This window comes from Wenjunlia vitaminophila DSM 41686, assembly GCF_000380165.1.
Taxonomy (GTDB): domain Bacteria; phylum Actinomycetota; class Actinomycetes; order Streptomycetales; family Streptomycetaceae; genus Wenjunlia; species Wenjunlia vitaminophila.
This window is the reverse complement of record NZ_KB904678.1, coordinates 1-16,052: the sequence shown is the minus strand read 5'-3', so window position 1 is coordinate 16,052 and position 16,052 is coordinate 1. Positions and strand designations below refer to the sequence as shown.

Below are 16,052 nucleotides of genomic sequence, written 5' to 3'. Positions count from 1 at the left end.
GACGCGGAGCGGCGGCGTTCGCCCTCCCCACGGCCTCAGCCGGTGCGCGGCAGTGGGCCGATGCGGTACAGCACCTCCGACTCGTGGCCGTCGGGGAAGAGACCGCCGGGGAACAGCACCTCTCGCCGCACCGCGGCGCCGTGTCGTTCGCCGAACGAGGTGAACAGCCGGATGGAGGCGGCGTTGTCCGGGGTGATGGTGGTCTCCACCTCGCGTACGCCGCGTCCGACGAGGCGTCCGGTCAGGCCGTCCAGCATCGCCGCGGCCAGACCGCGTCCACGGTGGGCCTGGTCCACAGCGATTTGCCAGATGACGAGGGTGGCCGGCCGCTCGGGGCGGAGGTAGCCGGTGACGAAGCCCACCGGTTCTCCGATCCGGGCCCCGGAGGCGGGGTCCTGACCCTCGGTGACCCGTTCCCCGGTGTCCCGGTCTTCGGTGTGGTGGCTGGCGGGAGCCGCCCGGCTCCCGTCAGCGCTGGTACCCCTGGGGGCGTGCTTCCCGACACCCCTGGCGACCAGGGAGGTTCCCGCGAAGTCCCGGCACCACAGCAGGTAGCTGTACGACGAGTTGAGGTCGAGTGCCTGGGAGTCGCGGGCGATGCGCCACATCGCTGCGCCGTCCGCCAGTTTCGGAAAGTCTAGATCGATGGGTGGATGAGAAATGTCCGCACGAGTTCCAGTAGCGGTCATGCATAAGGAACTTACCGAGAGCCAGCGAATATCGCACGGGAGGATGGCCGTTTGGGGAGCCAACAGGATGTGTTATTGGGCTGGGGGCGGTACACCGGTTGCCTGGGAGGATATGTCGGTATAAGGAGGGTGAATTCGAGGGTAGGTCACGATTTGATAACGGCATTGTCGTGCACTGTCGAACGAGTGATCCTCGACCTGGAAAAAGAAAGAGGAGTTTGATCCGGGAAGAACTGGAAAGAAGCCGCACCGGAAGAATGCCGTCAGGGCGCCGCGCTTCTCCGCGCCGCGTTCTCGTGCCCCGGCCCGTGTTTCCCCGGGCGGAGGCCGTGGCCGACGGCACCGGACGCCGGCGTATCGTGCCGGCCATGTCTGAGTCCGTGTCGGACCGCCCGGTGCTGCACCTCACCGGTCCGGTCCTGGTCGATGAGAACGACGTCAGGGACGAGCTGTGGGTCGTCTCCGGCCGGGTCAGCTACGACCGTCCGGTGGGCACCCGCGACGTGCGCACCGTCCGGGGCTGGGTGCTGCCCGGTCTGGTGGACGCCCACTGCCACGTGGGTCTCGACAGCCACGGAGCGGTGGACGACGCCACGGCCGAACTCCAGGCGCTGACCGACCGGGACGCCGGTGCGCTGCTGCTGCGCGACGCCGGTTCGGCCGCCGACACCCGGTGGATCGACGACCGCCAGGACCTGCCCCGACTCGTCCGAGCCGGTCGGCACATCGCCCGCCCCCGCCGGTACCTGCGCAACTACGCCCACGAGATCGAGCCCGACCAACTGGTGGCCCACGTCCGGCAGGAGGCCCGGCGCGGCGACGGCTGGGTCAAGCTCGTCGGTGACTGGATCGACCGGGACCGCGGTGACCTGGCCCCGTGCTGGCCGCGCGAGGCCCTGGACCAGGCCATCGCCGCGGCGCACGAGGAGGGGGCGCGGGTCACGGCGCACTGCTTCTCCGAGGAGTCGCTGACCGATCTGGTCGAGGCCGGCATCGACTGCGTGGAGCACGCCACCGGGCTGACCGAGGACACGGTGCCCCTGTTCGCCGAGGCAGGGGTCGCCATCGTCCCCACGCTGATCAACATCGCCACCTTCCCGGAGATCGCCAGCTCGGCGGAGCACAAGTTCCCGCGTTACAGCGACCACATGCGGCGGCTGTGGGAACGCCGCCACGACACGGTGCGGGCAGCCCACGACGCGGGCGTGCCCGTCTACGTCGGCACCGACGCCGGAGGTTCGCTCGCCCACGGCCTGGTCGCCCGCGAGGTGGCGGAGTTGGTCACGGCCGGCCTGCCGACGATGGCGGCGCTCTCCGCGACCACCTGGGGCGCGCGCCGGTGGCTCGGGCGGGAGGGGCTGACCGAGGGCGCGTCGGCCGACCTGGTGGTCTACGACGAGGACCCGCGGCGGGACGTGCGGGTGTTGGCGGACCCGCGGTGCGTGGTGCTGCGCGGGCGGGTGGTCGCCGGCCGGGGCTGAACCGACAGCGGCGCCGGGGCGGGCGCGGGTCCGCCCGAATCCCCGGTGGGCGTGCACCCGTTGGCCGGTGCGACACCGCTGCACCCGGGACCGGCCAACGGACTACCCTGTTCCCGGGTGTCGAGGACCGCACTGGGCGGGGCGCCCGGACGATGGCGGGCGTCGTGGGGCGCGGGGGGCAGGTTGGTGTCGGTGGGCATGGGAGGGGCGCTGTTCGGAGGGCGCTACGAACTCCAGGAGCAACTCGGCTCCGGAGGGATGGCCCGGGTGCACCGAGCGCGGGACACCCGACTGGGACGTACGGTCGCGGTCAAGACCCTTCACCGGAACCTGGCCCGGGACCCCGAGGCCCGCATGCGGTTCGCCCGCGAGGCCAGGGCCGCCGCCGTACTGAACCACCCCGGGATCGTCACCGTTCACGACCAGGACGAGGTCCGGGACGGCGAGGAGATCCTGCCGTACCTGGTCATGGAGTACATCGACGGGGTGACCCTGGAGCGGGTGGTCAAGGAACGGGCCCCGCTGGACCCCGGGTACGCGGTGCGGATCACCTGCGAGGTGCTCGACGCGCTGGCCCACGCCCACGCCCACGGCACCGTGCACCGCGACGTCAAGCCCTCCAACGTGATGATCACGAAGTCCGGCGCGGTGAAGGTGGCCGACTTCGGGATCGCCCGGGTAGTGGACGCCACCACGCTCACCGTCACCGGGTTCACCGTGGGCACCCCCGGCTACATGGCACCGGAACAGGTGTTGGGCAGGCCGGTGGACGCCAGGGGCGACGTCTACGCGGTGGGCTGTCTGCTGACCGAACTCCTCACCGGTTCGGTGCCGTTCATCGGGGACACCCCGCTGAACGTCATGTACGGGCACGTCCACCAGGCGCCGCCGAGGCCCTCGGAGCGCAACCCCGAGGTGCCGCGGGACCTCGACGAGATCGTGCTCGGCGCGCTCACCAAGGACCCGCAGGACCGCCCCCCGGACGCGGCGGCCCTGCGGACGGAGCTCCGCGGGTGGCTGCACCGCGCGGGGAGCGGGGCGTCGGACCTCGGGATCACGGTCGGCGGGATCACGGTCGGCGGGGTCGCCGAGCGGGTGCTGCCGGCCGGCGAACGGCCCACCGACTCCGTCGAGCCAACGGACGGTGACCGGCCCCGCGGCGAGTCCGCCGATCCCACCGGGAAGGCCGGGTCGGGGGAGTCAACCGGCTCCGGCCCGGACACGGCTCCCGACCCCGTCGCGTCCGGGCCGTCGACCACCGACCCGCAGGCCGGGGGGACGCCCCCGGCGGCCGAGTCGTCGGGCGCCGCGGGCCCCCCGGCGGCGGAGGGCGACCCGCGCACCGGGTTCACGTTCCTCAAGGGCGGCGGCCCGGCAGCGGTCGCCGCGGTACCGCAGGCCACCCCGCCCCTCGCCGGGTTCGGGCCCCCGCCGTCACTCCCGTACCCGCCGGCCGGTGTGAACCCCTACTCGGGCACCCCCCAGGCGGCCTGGGGGGTGGCGAACGGCACCCCTTCCCCGTCGTTCCACCCGGTGCCGCCGCCGGCGCCCCGCCCCCGCGGGAAGCTGCGGTGGGTGATCCCGGGCGTGGCGGTCACGGTGGTGGGGGCCCTGGTCGCCGGGTTGCTGGTGCTGGACCCGTTCGACCGCGACGACGGCTCCGTGGACACCGAACTGATCGGCAAGCTCACCGAGCAACGCACCTCGGCCAGCGGGTACAACGGCGCGCTCGAAGGGGTGGTCTCGCCGTCCACCGAGCGCGGCGGCACCCTCCGGCTGGCGTCGTCCGTGGCCCTGGACACACTGGACCCCGCGGACACCTACGACACCCTGTCGTGGAACCTCCAACGCGTCTTCATGCGCAAGCTGGTGGACTACGCGCCGATGCCCGGCGCGAAGGGGCGGGTGCTCAAGCCCGACCTCGCCACCGACACCGGGCAGGTCTCCGACGGGGGCAGGACGTACACGTTCACCCTGAAGGAAGGCGTGCGGTTCGAGAACGGCGACCCGATCACCTCCAGGGACATCAAGTACGGCATCGAGCGGTCGTTCGCCACGGACGTGTTCAACGGCCCGGAACACCTGGTGGACCTGCTGGACCAGGGCCAGGACTACCCGGGGCCGTACCAGGACGACGACCCCGACCGCCTGGGCCTGTCCTCGGTGGAGACCCCCGACGACCGGACCATCGTGTTCCACCTCCAGGACCCGTTCCCCGACTTCCCCTACGTCCTGGCGATGTCCCCCGCGTCCCCGGTGCCCAGGGCGGCCGACGACAGCGAGACCTACGGCCGCAAGCCCGTGGCCAGCGGCCCCTACAAGCTGGAGTCCGAGGTCCGTGCGGGCTCCTCGTCGTTGGCCCTGGTCCGCAACGACGAGTGGGACGCGAGGACCGACCCCATCCGCACCGCCCTGCCCGACCGGATCGAACTCACCATCCACCCGGGGAACCAGGACGCGGTTGACAACGCCCTGCTCACCGGAGCGGCGGACCTGGACCCGGCGCAGGTCGGCCTCGGTGAGGCCGCCGAGCGGCAGGTCCTGGCTGACGCCGAGAAGAAGGCGTACTCCGACTCCTCCTACACCGGTGCCCTGCGGTACCTCAGCGTCCAGCCGAGCGTGGCCCCGCTGGACGCGTTCCAGTGCCGCCGCGCGGTGCAGTACGCCATCGACAAGACCAGGCTGCAGACGCTGTACGGCGGACCCGACACCGGCGGGGACGTGGCCGGCGGGGTGATCCCACCGACGATCACCGGCTACGACCGCGAGTCCGACGTGTACGGCACGCTGACCGGTCCCCGGCCGAACGAGGCCGGGGGACAGCTCAACGCCTGCGGCAAGACCAAGGGCTTCACCACCAAGCTGGTCGCCTCCGCCAGCGGGCCGCGCAACCGGGAACTCCTTCAGGTCATCCAGGCCGACCTGAAGGTGGTGGGGATCAAGGCCGAGATCGAGCTGGTGGACGGGGCGGAGTTCTTCACCGACATCCAGGACCCGGAGAAGGTGGAGAAGCGGAAGTGGGGCATCATCCTCACGAGCTGGTCCTCCGACTGGCCCGCGCCCACCGGCTTCCTGCGCCCGCTGGTGGACAAGGACAGCGCCTACAACTACGCCCAGCTCGACGACTGGGACATCGACAGCGCGATGGACGAGGCGGCGCAGGAAGAGGACCCCCGCGAGGCCAGGGACAAGTGGGTGGAGGTGGACGAGAAGATCATGAACGAGTCGGTGATCGTGCCGCTGCTGCACGGCCGCGCCCTCAACTACCGCGGGAAGCGCCTCACCAACGCCTACGTCCACCCCGCGCTCGGCGGCATCGACATCCAGGCCCTGGGCGTCGTCAAGGAGTGACCACGGGGCCGGGGCGGTCCCGCCGCCCCGGCCGGGGTCAGCGGCCCCGCGGGCCCCGTGCGGGGACGGCCACCCGGCCTCCGCCCCCGAGCGGCCCCACCGTCCACGTCCCGCCGGGCCAGTCGGTCCTCGCGCCGCCGTGGACGGCCTCCCGGTAACGCTCCAGCACCAGCTCGAACAGGTCGTCGCCGCCCGCGAGCACGTCGGCGAGGTCCACCGCCACCTCGGGGTGCACATCGGCCCAACCCTGTGCCTGGGCGGCGACCTTGTCCGGCAGCACCCCGGGGAACAGGAGGTACGGCAGCACCACCACCCGTCGGGCGCCCAGTGTCCGGCACCGGTCGAGCCCGGCGGGAACGTCCGGTGCGGCCAGCGAGACGAAGGCGGTCTCCACCCCGGCCAGGCCCCGGCCCTCCCAGAGCAACCTGGCCGCCCGGTGCGCCTCGGCGTTGGCGTACGGGTCGGTGGAGCCGCGGCCGACCAGCAGGACGGTGGTCCTCGCCCGGTCCATCGGCGACCGGCGACCGCCCAACACCTCCTCGATCCGGCGTTCCAGCGCGCCCAGCAGTGCGGGGTCCGGTCCCAGGGGCCGGCCGAGGACGTAGCTGGTGCCGGGGTGCCGCCGCTCCTCGGCGGCCAGTGCGGACGGGATCTGGGCCGTCTCCGGTCCGGTCGGGGAGAGGGTCAGCGGCACGACGGCGAAGCTCCGCACCCCCCGGCCCACCAGGCTGGCCACCGCGTCGGCCAGCGGCGGTGACGACGTGCCGACGAAGCCACCCCCGATCGGCAGCTCCGGGTGTCGCTCACCGAGCCCGGCGACTAAGGAGCGGAACGCCTCGGCTCCCCGCTCGTCGCGGCCACCGGGGCTGACGAGCAGGAGAGCGGGAGCAGAATGCTGGTCGGGCGGGGTCACGGGGTTTCTCTCCTTGCGGGACTCATGGAACGGACGACGCCCGCGAGCTGAGGCTGGCCGCGCTCATGGTGCTCATGGGCCTCGGGTGAATCCTGGTGTGTGAGGGACTCCGGTGGTGGCCGATTTCGGAAACCCGCCAGCTTCGATGTGCCGCCGCTGGGCCGGGGCGCACCCGGGGGGCCGGTGACGGGTCGGCCGACCGGGAACGCGTGCGGCTCGTCCCCGCCCGCTGTCATCTCCCCTCCCGCGCACGACCCGAAGGGCCGGACCGCGTCGGGAACGACGCCGGTCCGGCCCTTCGGGGTCGGTCAGGACGGTGCGGGGCTCAGGCCACGATCAGGTAGATCCCGTAGGTGACAGCCGCCAGGCAGAGACCGAAGCAGGCGACCGCTCCCGTCCGGGCGGCGAGGACGGAGTTGCCGGTGGCGGCGGCACCCTCCTGTCGGGACAGGGCGACGATGCCGACGGTGAACAGGCCCACGAGGCCGACGGTCACCGCGACGCTGACGCCGAAGACGGTGCCGAGGGCGACCCAGTCGATGTTCACGGACACTCCTTGGGGTGCGAGCGGTGCGGACGGTGGGCCCGGGTCAGGCGGTGGCGGCCGGCGCGGGGGCCGGATCGGTCGGCGGGTGCAGCACGGCCGCGTTCGCCGCCCCGGTGACGGTGATCCCGACCGGGGCGCCAGCGGCCAGCACCGGGGTGTCGGCCAGCGACGCGGTGGTCACCGTGGACACCGTCGCCGCGGGCTCGACGTCGTTGACGTTGTCCGCGTGGACCGGCTTGCGCCGGGAGGCCACCCAGATCGACGAGCAGGCCGCGGCGCCGAGGAGCGCGACCGCGGTGACCCCGGCGTTCCCCTGGTCGGCCAGCAGGGCGGCCGCGGCGGCGACGCCTCCCGCGGCGGGGAGGGTCAACCCCCAGGCGACGGCCATCCGGCCGGCCGTCCCCCAGCTCACCGCCGCCCCCTTGCGTCCGACCCCGGAGCCGAGGACGGCGCCGGAGCAGACCTGGGTGGTGGACAGGGCGAAACCGAGGTGGGAGGAGCTGAGGATGACCGCGGCGGCACCGGTCTGGGCGGCGAAGCCCTGCGGGGGTTGGATGTCGGTCAGGCCCTTGCCCATGGTGCGGATGATCCGCCAGCCGCCCAGGTAGGTGCCGAGCGATATGGCCAGACCAGCCGAGACGATCACCCACAGGGGCGGCCCGGAACCGGGGCCGAGCGTCCCGCCGGTGATCAGGACCAGGGTGATGACGCCCATGGTCTTCTGGGCGTCGTTGGTGCCGTGGGCGAGGGAGACCAGGGCGGCGGAGGTGATCTGTCCGGCGCGGTAGCCCTTGGACGCGGTGCGGTCGTCCAGTCCCCGGCCCAGGCGGTAGGTGAGCCAGGTGGCCAGGGCGGCGGCGACCCCGGCCACGATCGGCGCGGCCACCGCGGGGATGAGGATCTTCATCATCACCTTGTCCCCGTTGACCCCGTCCGCACCGACGGAGACCAGGGTGGCGCCGATCAGGCCGCCGAACAGGGCGTGCGACGAACTCGAGGGGAGGCCGAGCAGCCAGGTCAGCATGTTCCAGACGATTGCGCCGACGAGCCCGGCGAATATCACTTCCGGTCTGACGCCGGCCCCTTCGTCGATGATTCCGCCGGAGATGGTCTTGGCCACCTCCACGGACAGGAACGCGCCGACGAGATTGAGCACCGCGGACATGGCCACCGCCGCCTTGGGCTTCATCGCCCCGGTGGAGATGGTGGTGGCCATGGCGTTCGCGGTGTCATGGAAGCCGTTGGTGAAGTCGAACACGAGGGCCGTAGCGATCACGATCGCGATCAGCAGCGTGATGTGTTCCATGCACTCAGGCAATCTTCGAGGCGGTCGGGGGCGTGGCGACCGTACGGACTCAGGGTGAACAGCAGGTGAACTGCACCTGTCGCGCCGGTGCGGGGATCTCGCCAGTGGCGACAGGGTAGTGGTTTGCCCCCATCTGCCCCTGGGATTCGCCCGATTCGCGTAACGGCGGAATCCGCGCCGAGGCCCGTCTCGACCCGCTCCCGAGCCGTCCCGAGCCCGGGGTGCGGCCCACCCGCCACCCCGGGCGCGGTCCCGAGCCGCACCACACGTAAGGTCGCCTGTATGGCAGCAAACGCGGATATGGTCCGTGCCTGGGAGCAGGTCGCCCGGACCGCACAGCAGATGGCCGCCGACGGCCTGGTCGTCGGAACCGCAGGCAACGTCTCCACGAGGGTGGGGGACCTCGTGGTGGTCACCCCCAGCGGCGTCCGGTACGACCGACTGCGGCGCAGCGACTGGGTCGTGGTGGACCTGGACGGCAAGCAGGTGCACGGCACCCTCCGCCCCACCAGCGAGCTGCCCATGCACCTGGCCGTCTACCGGAACACCGACGCCCGTGCCGTGGTGCACACCCACTCGGTGCACGCCACCGCCGCGTCCACCCTGGTGGACGAGCTGCCCGCGATCCACTACGTGGCGGCCGGGCTCGGCGGCACCATACGCGTCGCCCCGTACGCCACCTACGGCTCCGAGGAGCTGGCCGAGGTGATGCTCCTCGCCCTGCGGGACCGCACCGCGTGCCTGCTGAAGAACCACGGCACCATCACCGTCGCCGAGGACCTCGACTCGGCGTACGGCAAGACCGAGGTGCTCGAGTGGCTCTGCCAGGTGTGGCTTGCCGCCCGAGCGGCGGGTACTCCTTCCGTGCTTCCGGGGTACGAGATCGAGCATGTGGTGGAGAGGATTCGCAACACCTACGGTCAGCCCCGCTGAGCAGCGGCCCCCAGACCCCGGGGCGGGCCGCGAGCCGCTCCGGGCCCGCGGGCGGCCCCGGCTCCGCCGGCGGACACCGGGGCCCGCGCTGCTCGCCGGGGCGGCGGCCGGCACGGTCGGCCTCGCCGCGCTGGCCGCCGGCCGCCACGCGTCCAGCGTCGCCCTGAGGCCGCTGCGCACCGGCCCTCCGGGCAGCGAACAGGTCGTCGTCCACGACGCGACCCCGGACACCGTCACCCTCGCCCGCACCCCGGTCTCCACCCGCCCCGGAACCTACGGCCTGACCGGAACCACCTGCCACGCCGTGCTCGGCGACGTCCTGTCCACCACCGACGACGCGGTCACCCGTCGGCTGACCCGGGTGGACCGCGGCACCCTGGACCGCCGCACCCGGGGGGTGTTCACCCCGCAGGCGTACACCGGGGACCCGCGGTCCGCCAGGGACCTCGACTACCGGGACGTGACCGTCCCCGGGGACCTGGGGCCGTTGCCCTGCTGGATGCTGCCGGGGGTGCGGAAGGTCTGGGTCGTCGCCGTGCACGGCCTCGGCGCCACCAGGGAACAGACCCTCGCCCTGCTGCCGACCCTGTGCGCCCTGCACCTCCCGGTGCTCTCGGTCAGCTACCGCAACGATCCGGCGGCGCCGCGGTCCCCCGACCACCTGGGGCACCTCGGCGACACCGAGTGGCACGACCTGGACGCCGCGCTGCGCTTCGCGGTCGAGCACGGTGCGCGGCAGGTCGTGGTCGTCGGCTGGTCGGTGGGGGCGACCATGGCGCTGTACGCGGCGCACCGCTCGCCGCTGCGCGGGGCCGTCGGCGGCCTGGTACTCGACTCCCCGGTCCTGGACTGGGAGACGACGCTGCGCCGGCTGGCCGTCCGGCGCGGCGTCCCCGCGGCCCTGCTCCCACTGCTCCTGCGCGCCGCCGAGGGCCGCGGCGTGCTCCCCGGCGACCGGCTGCGCCGGGCGTCCCGGCCCGAGGCCCTGTTCGTCCCCACGCTGCTGGTGCACGGGCCCGACGACACCGTCGCCCCCTGGGACCGGACGCGTGCCCTGGCCAGGGACAGGGCGGACCTGGCCACCCTGTACCGGGTGCCGGGAGCCGACCACGCGGCGATGTGGAACGCCGACCCCGACGGGTACGAGGAACAGGTGCGGCGCTTCCTGGTCCCCCTGTTGTGACCCTCCGCGGGGGCGTCCACGCCGGTGACCCACGGCCGTTGCGGAGCCGGCGGGTTGGTGCCCGAACCGTCCGCTCTTGTCTACTTCGCGGCCGGTAAACGATCTACCGTTTGGGATTCCGGGCCATGACCCGACAGACTGCTGTCGTGACGTCCCGTACCCCGCGAGAGACAGCACGACTGCGCCCTGTTCCGGACCGCCGGGTCGAAGCGGCCCGTGCTCTGCAGGCAGACGGCGCAACCGCCCACCGACGCAGCGTCCGGCGCGCCGCCGCCGCCCGCCCACCCGAGGGCATGCCAGGTCAGCGGGAACTGGCCCGGCGCGCCCGAGCGCAACTGACCGACGCGGTGCGCCTGGCGCGCTGGGCCGAGGGACCGGTGTCCTTCACCGAGGCCGGGCGTGCCGCGCCGACCCTGGAACTGACCCCGGAACAGGTCGCCGCCGCCTGGGACCACGCCAGGCTCGCGGGACTGCTGGAACTCCGTGAGGGCGTGGCCACCCCCGGCTGGCGGCTGCGGGTCTGGGACCGCGACGACGCGGCGGTGCTGCGCGGCTGGGTCGCCCTGTTCGACGCCTGGTCGCTGGCCCTGCCCGCCCCGGAGGGCGCCGACCCCGGTCTGGTCGCCGACGTGGTCGAGGGCACCCCCCAGCTCCTGTCGCTGCTGCACCTGACCTCGGGCCCGCTCCCGGTCTCGGGGCTGCTCGACCTGCTCACCCAGCGCATCGCCGAGCTGCGCGAGTCACGCGGCGAGCCGGACATCGCCGACCAGGCCGACGAGCTGCCCGACCTGCTGGAGTGGCTCCTGGCCGCCCTGGCCTCCGTGGGCGCGCTGCACCGCGATCCCGACACCCCGGCGGTCGCCCTGACCGCCCTGGGGAACTGGGCGGTGTGGACCAAGCTCGAGCAGATCTGCGTGGCCGCCCAGAGCGTCGCCGGGCACATCGAGCAGCCCGCCGAGGAACTGCTGCGGGCCTGCGCCCGGTACTCCCCGGGGCCGGCCCGCGCGGAGTACCGGGCGTGGCTGGCCGCCCGCCCGGTCGGGCAGGCGGTCGCCGAGCTGCTCGAGGTGGCGCGCGGTGACGACCCGCTGCTGCGCGGGCTGGCCTTCGACGCGTTGCGCGTGGTGGGCGGGCCGGCGGAGTCCGCGGTGCGCGCCGCCTCGGCGGAGCCGAGTCTGCGTCCCTACGCGCTGCTGTGGCTGGCCGAGCTGGACGGCGAGGCGCCCCCCGACCTGCTGAGCCGACAGGAGGCCACCTGGCTCTGGGTGGACACCGCCGCTGCCGTCGCCGACCACGGCGAGGGCCACCTGCTGGTGCGGCACCTCCAGTCCGCCGCCCAGGGCTCGGTGCCCCAGTTGCTCGAGGAACTGCGGCAGGTGGACCACCCCAGGACGGTCCAGGTACTGGTGGCGCTCGCCGCCGCCCACCCGGACCCGGTGCTGGCGAAGGTGGTGCGTCGGGCCGCGTTCCAGGTGCACAGCGGGGGACGGTGACTCAGTCGCCGGGGAAGCTGGGCTGGTAGGTGCCGAAGCTCCACAGGTTGCCCTCCGGGTCCCGGGCGGTGTACTCCCGGCGCGCGCCCTGCTCCTTGTCGGAGACCGCGCGGACGATGTGCGCGCCGCGGGCCGCCGCGTGCTCCTGGTGCCGGTCGGGGTCCTCCACGACCACGTACACCGACGACGGACCCATCTCCTTCGCGGTCTGGGGGTCGGTCGTGCCGAGCATCACCAGGCCGTTCCCGTAGCGGAGCTCGGCATGGGCCACGGCGCCCTCCGGGGTGTCGTAGACCGCCACCTCGGTGAAGCCGAAGGCGTCCGTCAGGAACGCCATGGCGGCACGGGCGTCGCGGTACCGCAGCGCGGGGTAGACGGTGGGCCTGGGCGTACTCCTGGACATGCGTGCTCGCCTCCTCGCCCCCCTGGACGGTGTCGCGTCAAGTCTCCCAGGGGCGGCCCGCCGTTGCTCGGTGACGGCCGTCCGTGAGGAGCCGGAGGAAACGTGGAAGACCCAGTCCTGGTCCCCCGTTAGTATGGGACCCATGGCAGTTCTCCTCGTGCAATAGACGGCGCGCACCGTCCGGTGGCACCCGTGTGCCCTGAACCGGCCAGAAGAGATGTCCCTGCCGTCCGCCACGCCCTGGAGCTCCTCCTCTCATGATCACTGCCACTGGTATCGAGCTGCGCGCCGGTGCTCGAGTCCTCATCGAGTCCGCGTCCTTCCGCATCGCCCGCGGTGACCGCGTGGGCCTCGTCGGTCGCAACGGAGCCGGCAAGACCACCCTGACCCGGGTCCTCGCCGGCGAGGGCGTCCCGGCCGCCGGCACCGTCACCCGCAGCGGGGAGGTCGGCTACCTCCCGCAGGACCCCCGCACCGGTGACCTCCAGGTGCAGGCCAGGGACCGGATCCTGTCCGCGCGGGGCCTCGACGCGGTGCTGCGTTCCATGCGGGCGGCCGAGGAGAAGATGGCCAGCACCGTGGGGGGCGCCCGGGACAACGCCATGCGCAAGTACTCCCGGCTCGAGACGGAGTTCCTCACCAAGGGTGGTTACGCGGCCGAGGCCGAGGCCGCCACCATCGCCGCCAGCCTCGGCCTTCCGGACCGGGTGCTCGGTCAGCCGCTGAGCACGCTCTCCGGCGGCCAGCGCCGCCGCGTGGAGCTGGCCCGCATCCTGTTCTCGGACGCCGACACCCTGCTGCTCGACGAGCCCACCAACCACCTCGACGCCGACTCCGTCGCCTGGCTGCGCGACTTCCTCAAGACCTACCGGGGCGGCTTCATCGTGATCTCCCACGATGTGAACCTGGTGGACGAGGTGGTCAACCGGGTCTTCTACCTGGACGCCAACCGGGCGTGCATCGACACCTACAACATGGGCTGGCGGGCGTACCAGGCCCAGCGCGAGGCCGATGAGCGCAGGCGCAAGAGGGAGCGGGCCAACGCGGAGAAGAAGGCCGCCACCCTGATGTCCCAGGCGGACAAGATGCGGGCCAAGGCCACCAAGACGGTCGCCGCGCAGAACATGGCCCGCCGGGCGGAACGCATGCTCGCCGGTCTCGAGGAGGTGCGGGCCGCGGACAAGGTCGCCAAGCTCCGCTTCCCGGACCCGGCGCCCTGCGGCAGGACCCCGCTGACCGCCACCGGGCTGTCCAAGTCCTACGGCTCGCTGGAGATCTTCACCGACGTGGACCTGGCGATCGACAAGGGCTCCCGGGTGGTGGTCCTCGGCCTGAACGGTGCGGGCAAGACGACGCTGCTGCGGCTGCTGTCCGGGGTGGAGCAGCCCGACACCGGGGTGGTCGAGCCGGGCCACGGCCTCAAGCTGGGCTACTACGCCCAGGAGCACGAGACCCTGGACCCGGAGCGCACGGTCCTCCAGAACATGCGCTCCGCGGCCCCCGACATGGAACTGGGCGACATCCGGAAGATCCTCGGTTCGTTCCTGTTCTCCGGGGACGACGTGGACAAGCCGGCGGCCGTGCTGTCCGGCGGTGAGAAGACCCGGCTGGCCCTGGCCACCCTGGTGGTCTCGAGCGCCAACGTGCTCCTCCTCGACGAGCCCACCAACAACCTGGACCCGGCGAGCCGGGAGGAGATCCTGGGGGCGCTGCGCACCTTCACCGGGGCCGTGGTGCTGGTGACCCACGACGAGGGCGCGGTGGACGCGCTCCAGCCGGAGCGGATCATCCTCCTGCCGGACGGTGTCGAGGACCTGTGGAGCGCGGACTACGCCGACCTGGTCTCGTTGGCCTGACCTGCCGACGCCCCCCGGGTGGCCCCTCGGCGATTCGATCATTCGGCCAGCGGGTGAATCCATCATCTGGACGAGGAGAGTTCATCCATCGCTCGCCCGCGCCTCGGCGCGGCCCCCGGCGCGGCCCATCCGGCCCGCCGGGGGAGCGCGGTGCCGCTGTTCGCATCGTTGACCTGCCGCTTTCCTCAGCTCGATGGCTGCTGGGGTGGAACTCGAGTGGCACGGGACCGGCTGGAGGGCGGATTCGGGTGCCCGCCGGGTGCCCGCTGTCCGGTCAATGTTGTGAAGCGGACCTTGCCGAATGGGTGGCCAGGAAGCGCGGCAGGGGTGATCATGGGAAGCCAGAGCGCACTTCCCATGAGGAGGCACGGGTGGCCGAGACTCTGAAGAAGGGCAGCCGGGTGACCGGTGCCGCGCGCGAGAAGCTCGCGGCTGACCTGAAGAAGAAGTACGACTCCGGGGCAAGCATCCGGGCGCTGGCCGAGGAAACGGGCCGCTCCTACGGATTCGTCCACCGGATGCTCAGTGAGTCAGGAGTGACCCTGCGCGGACGGGGCGGAGCGACGCGCGGCAAGAGCAAGGCATCCGCGTAGACCTCACCGGGGCTTCGGTGGTCACCACCCGGCCGTACCGCGGTACGCGCCGGGTGGTTACTCTGCGGTAGGTTCTCGCGCCGGCGAGGGCCGGTCGCCGCGGCGCGCGCACAGCGGTCCAGCCAGAGGCCGAGGTGGCGTGTGGCCGGGCGGCTTCCGCGATGACCTGTCCGAAGGAGCCGCATGCCCACCAACCCGGAGAACACCCCTGCCGAGCAGTCCGAGGGGGCGCAGTCGCCCCTGCTGGAGCGCGACGGGGTCAGGCTCACCGTCTCGGGCCCGCTGGCCACGGTCACCCTGTGCCGTGGCCAGCGGCGCAACGCGCAGACGCCGGGGACCTGGCGGGCGCTCGCCGAGGCCGGCCGCACGATACCCGGCAGTGTCCGGGTGGTGGTGCTGCGGGCCGAAGGGGTGTCGTTCAGCGCCGGTCTGGACCGGCGCGCGTTCACCCCGGAGGGCATCGAGGGCGAGTTGTCCTTCGCCGCGCTCGCGGCGGAGCCCGACGACGTGCTCGACGCGGCCATCGCCTCGTACCAGGAGGCTTTCACCTGGTGGCGGCGGAACGACCTGGTGAGCGTCGCCGCCGTGCAGGGACACGCGGTGGGCGCGGGCTTCCAACTTGCGCTCGCCTGTGACCTGCGGGTGTGTGCCCAGGACGCCCAGTTCGCCATGCGCGAGGCCAGCTACGGACTGGTGCCGGACCTGGCCGGGACCAAGCCGCTGGTGGACCTCGTCGGGTACGCCAGGGCGCTGGAGATCTGCGCCACCGGGCGCTGGGTGCACTCCGAGGAAGCGGAACGGGTCGGCCTGGCCAACCTGGTCGTGGCCCGCGAGGAGCTGGACGACGCGGTGCAGGACCTGGCAGCGGCCCTCCTCACGCCGCCGAGGGACGCGGTGGTGGAGCTCAAGGCGCTGCTGCGCGGAGCGGCCGGCCGGGACCACGACGAGCAGCGTGCCGCCGAGCGCGCCGCCCAGGCCCGCCGGCTGAGGGACCTCGCGGGGATCGGCGACTGAACGCGACGGGTGCGGGGCGGGGCCGGCGCCGTCACCCGGACGCGTGCCGCTAGGTGTGTTGTTCGGGCAGGTTGGTGACGCGGGTGGCTGGTGGGTGGCCGCCGATGCCGGTGTGGGGTCGGTGGTAGTTGTACCAGTCCAGCCAGTCGGGGAACGCTGCCTGGCGTTCGCGGTCTGAGGTGTAGGGCCGGTGGTAGGCCCATTCGTCGAGCAGGGTGCGGTGGAAGCGTTCGACCTTTCCGTTGGTCTGGGGTCGCCAGGGTTTGGTCCAGCGGGGGCTGATGCCCAGG

14 protein-coding genes are annotated in these 16,052 nt (G+C 72.8%); 8 read left to right on the top strand and 6 right to left on the bottom strand.

The window, feature by feature from the left end; genetic code table 11:
- Window positions 1-35 precede the first annotated feature (35 nt).
- Window positions 36-608 (bottom strand): diaminobutyrate acetyltransferase, encoded by a 573-nt coding sequence (ectA, locus tag A3IG_RS0116515; protein WP_018384688.1) that lies wholly within the window; start codon window positions 606-608, stop codon window positions 36-38.
- 449 nt (window positions 609-1,057) lie between these two features.
- On the opposite strand from ectA, the gene A3IG_RS0116510 reads away from it, so the two are divergent.
- Both A3IG_RS0116510 and A3IG_RS31975 read left to right on the top strand, forming a co-directional pair.
- Window positions 1,058-2,170, top strand: a complete 1,113-nt coding sequence (locus A3IG_RS0116510; protein ID WP_026220330.1) for an amidohydrolase family protein — start codon at window positions 1,058-1,060, stop codon at window positions 2,168-2,170.
- Window positions 2,171-2,368: 198 nt separating this feature from the next.
- On the top strand, window positions 2,369-5,521 hold the full coding sequence (locus A3IG_RS31975; protein ID WP_058032818.1) for an ABC transporter substrate-binding protein: 3,153 nt from the start codon (window positions 2,369-2,371) through the stop codon (window positions 5,519-5,521).
- Window positions 5,522-5,558: 37 nt separating this feature from the next.
- Here the strand turns inward: A3IG_RS31975 and A3IG_RS0116500 are convergent, their stop codons facing one another.
- From A3IG_RS0116500 to A3IG_RS0116490, 3 genes are all read right to left on the bottom strand, one after another.
- A complete protein-coding gene (locus A3IG_RS0116500; protein ID WP_018384685.1) occupies window positions 5,559-6,434 on the bottom strand; it encodes a sirohydrochlorin chelatase in 876 nt (291 codons plus the stop codon).
- 325 nt (window positions 6,435-6,759) lie between these two features.
- Complete coding sequence (locus A3IG_RS0116495) at window positions 6,760-6,981, bottom strand: hypothetical protein (RefSeq protein ID WP_018384684.1); 222 nt, start codon at window positions 6,979-6,981, stop codon at window positions 6,760-6,762.
- Between the two features lie 43 nt (window positions 6,982-7,024).
- Window positions 7,025-8,287, bottom strand: coding sequence for an inorganic phosphate transporter (locus A3IG_RS0116490; protein ID WP_018384683.1), 1,263 nt, complete (start codon window positions 8,285-8,287; stop codon window positions 7,025-7,027).
- Between the two features lie 282 nt (window positions 8,288-8,569).
- On the opposite strand from A3IG_RS0116490, the gene A3IG_RS0116485 reads away from it, so the two are divergent.
- The 3 genes from A3IG_RS0116485 to A3IG_RS0116475 all read left to right on the top strand — a co-directional run bounded on the left by A3IG_RS0116485 (window position 8,570) and on the right by A3IG_RS0116475 (window position 11,896).
- Window positions 8,570-9,220, top strand: a complete 651-nt coding sequence (locus A3IG_RS0116485) for a class II aldolase/adducin family protein (RefSeq protein WP_026220329.1) — start codon at window positions 8,570-8,572, stop codon at window positions 9,218-9,220.
- Window positions 9,177-10,403 (top strand): alpha/beta hydrolase, encoded by a 1,227-nt coding sequence (locus tag A3IG_RS0116480; RefSeq protein ID WP_018384681.1) that lies wholly within the window; start codon window positions 9,177-9,179, stop codon window positions 10,401-10,403. The genes A3IG_RS0116485 and A3IG_RS0116480 overlap by 44 nt, the downstream gene beginning before the upstream one ends.
- 146 nt (window positions 10,404-10,549) lie before the next feature.
- On the top strand, window positions 10,550-11,896 hold the full coding sequence (locus A3IG_RS0116475) for a hypothetical protein (protein WP_169366224.1): 1,347 nt from the start codon (window positions 10,550-10,552) through the stop codon (window positions 11,894-11,896).
- A 1-nt stretch (window position 11,897) separates the two neighbouring features.
- Here A3IG_RS0116475 and A3IG_RS0116470 read toward each other — a convergent pair whose 3' ends face one another.
- Window positions 11,898-12,299 (bottom strand): VOC family protein, encoded by a 402-nt coding sequence (locus A3IG_RS0116470; RefSeq protein ID WP_018384679.1) that lies wholly within the window; start codon window positions 12,297-12,299, stop codon window positions 11,898-11,900.
- Between the two features lie 257 nt (window positions 12,300-12,556).
- On the opposite strand from A3IG_RS0116470, the gene A3IG_RS0116465 reads away from it, so the two are divergent.
- From A3IG_RS0116465 to A3IG_RS0116455, 3 genes are all read left to right on the top strand, one after another.
- Window positions 12,557-14,155, top strand: a complete 1,599-nt coding sequence (locus A3IG_RS0116465) for an ABC-F family ATP-binding cassette domain-containing protein (protein WP_018384678.1) — start codon at window positions 12,557-12,559, stop codon at window positions 14,153-14,155.
- Window positions 14,156-14,526: 371 nt separating this feature from the next.
- Window positions 14,527-14,748 carry a helix-turn-helix domain-containing protein gene (locus A3IG_RS0116460; RefSeq protein WP_018384677.1) on the top strand — a complete coding sequence of 74 codons (222 nt, stop codon included), beginning with the start codon at window positions 14,527-14,529 and terminating at the stop codon, window positions 14,746-14,748.
- A gap of 183 nt (window positions 14,749-14,931) precedes the next feature.
- On the top strand, window positions 14,932-15,762 hold the full coding sequence (locus A3IG_RS0116455) for an enoyl-CoA hydratase/isomerase family protein (protein WP_018384676.1): 831 nt from the start codon (window positions 14,932-14,934) through the stop codon (window positions 15,760-15,762).
- A 49-nt stretch (window positions 15,763-15,811) separates the two neighbouring features.
- Here the strand turns inward: A3IG_RS0116455 and A3IG_RS30020 are convergent.
- The coding region (locus A3IG_RS30020) for an integrase core domain-containing protein (RefSeq protein ID WP_018384675.1) at window positions 15,812-16,052 on the bottom strand (241 nt) is incomplete at its 5' end.

Excerpts from the sequence above, each read along its gene's own strand:
- A3IG_RS0116470 (WP_018384679.1), bottom strand. The coding sequence starts at position 12,299 with ATGTCCAGGAGTACGCCCAGGCCCACCGTCTACCCCGCGCTGCGGTAC.
- A3IG_RS0116465 (WP_018384678.1), top strand. The coding sequence starts at position 12,557 with ATGATCACTGCCACTGGTATCGAGCTGCGCGCCGGTGCTCGAGTCCTC.
- A3IG_RS0116490 (WP_018384683.1), bottom strand. The coding sequence starts at position 8,287 with ATGGAACACATCACGCTGCTGATCGCGATCGTGATCGCTACGGCCCTC.
- A3IG_RS0116485 (WP_026220329.1), top strand. The coding sequence starts at position 8,570 with ATGGCAGCAAACGCGGATATGGTCCGTGCCTGGGAGCAGGTCGCCCGG.
- A3IG_RS31975 (WP_058032818.1), top strand. The coding sequence starts at position 2,369 with ATGGGAGGGGCGCTGTTCGGAGGGCGCTACGAACTCCAGGAGCAACTC.
- A3IG_RS0116455 (WP_018384676.1), top strand. The coding sequence starts at position 14,932 with ATGCCCACCAACCCGGAGAACACCCCTGCCGAGCAGTCCGAGGGGGCG.
- A3IG_RS0116510 (WP_026220330.1), top strand. The coding sequence starts at position 1,058 with ATGTCTGAGTCCGTGTCGGACCGCCCGGTGCTGCACCTCACCGGTCCG.
- ectA (WP_018384688.1), bottom strand. The coding sequence starts at position 608 with ATGTGGCGCATCGCCCGCGACTCCCAGGCACTCGACCTCAACTCGTCG.
- A3IG_RS0116480 (WP_018384681.1), top strand. The coding sequence starts at position 9,177 with ATGTGGTGGAGAGGATTCGCAACACCTACGGTCAGCCCCGCTGAGCAG.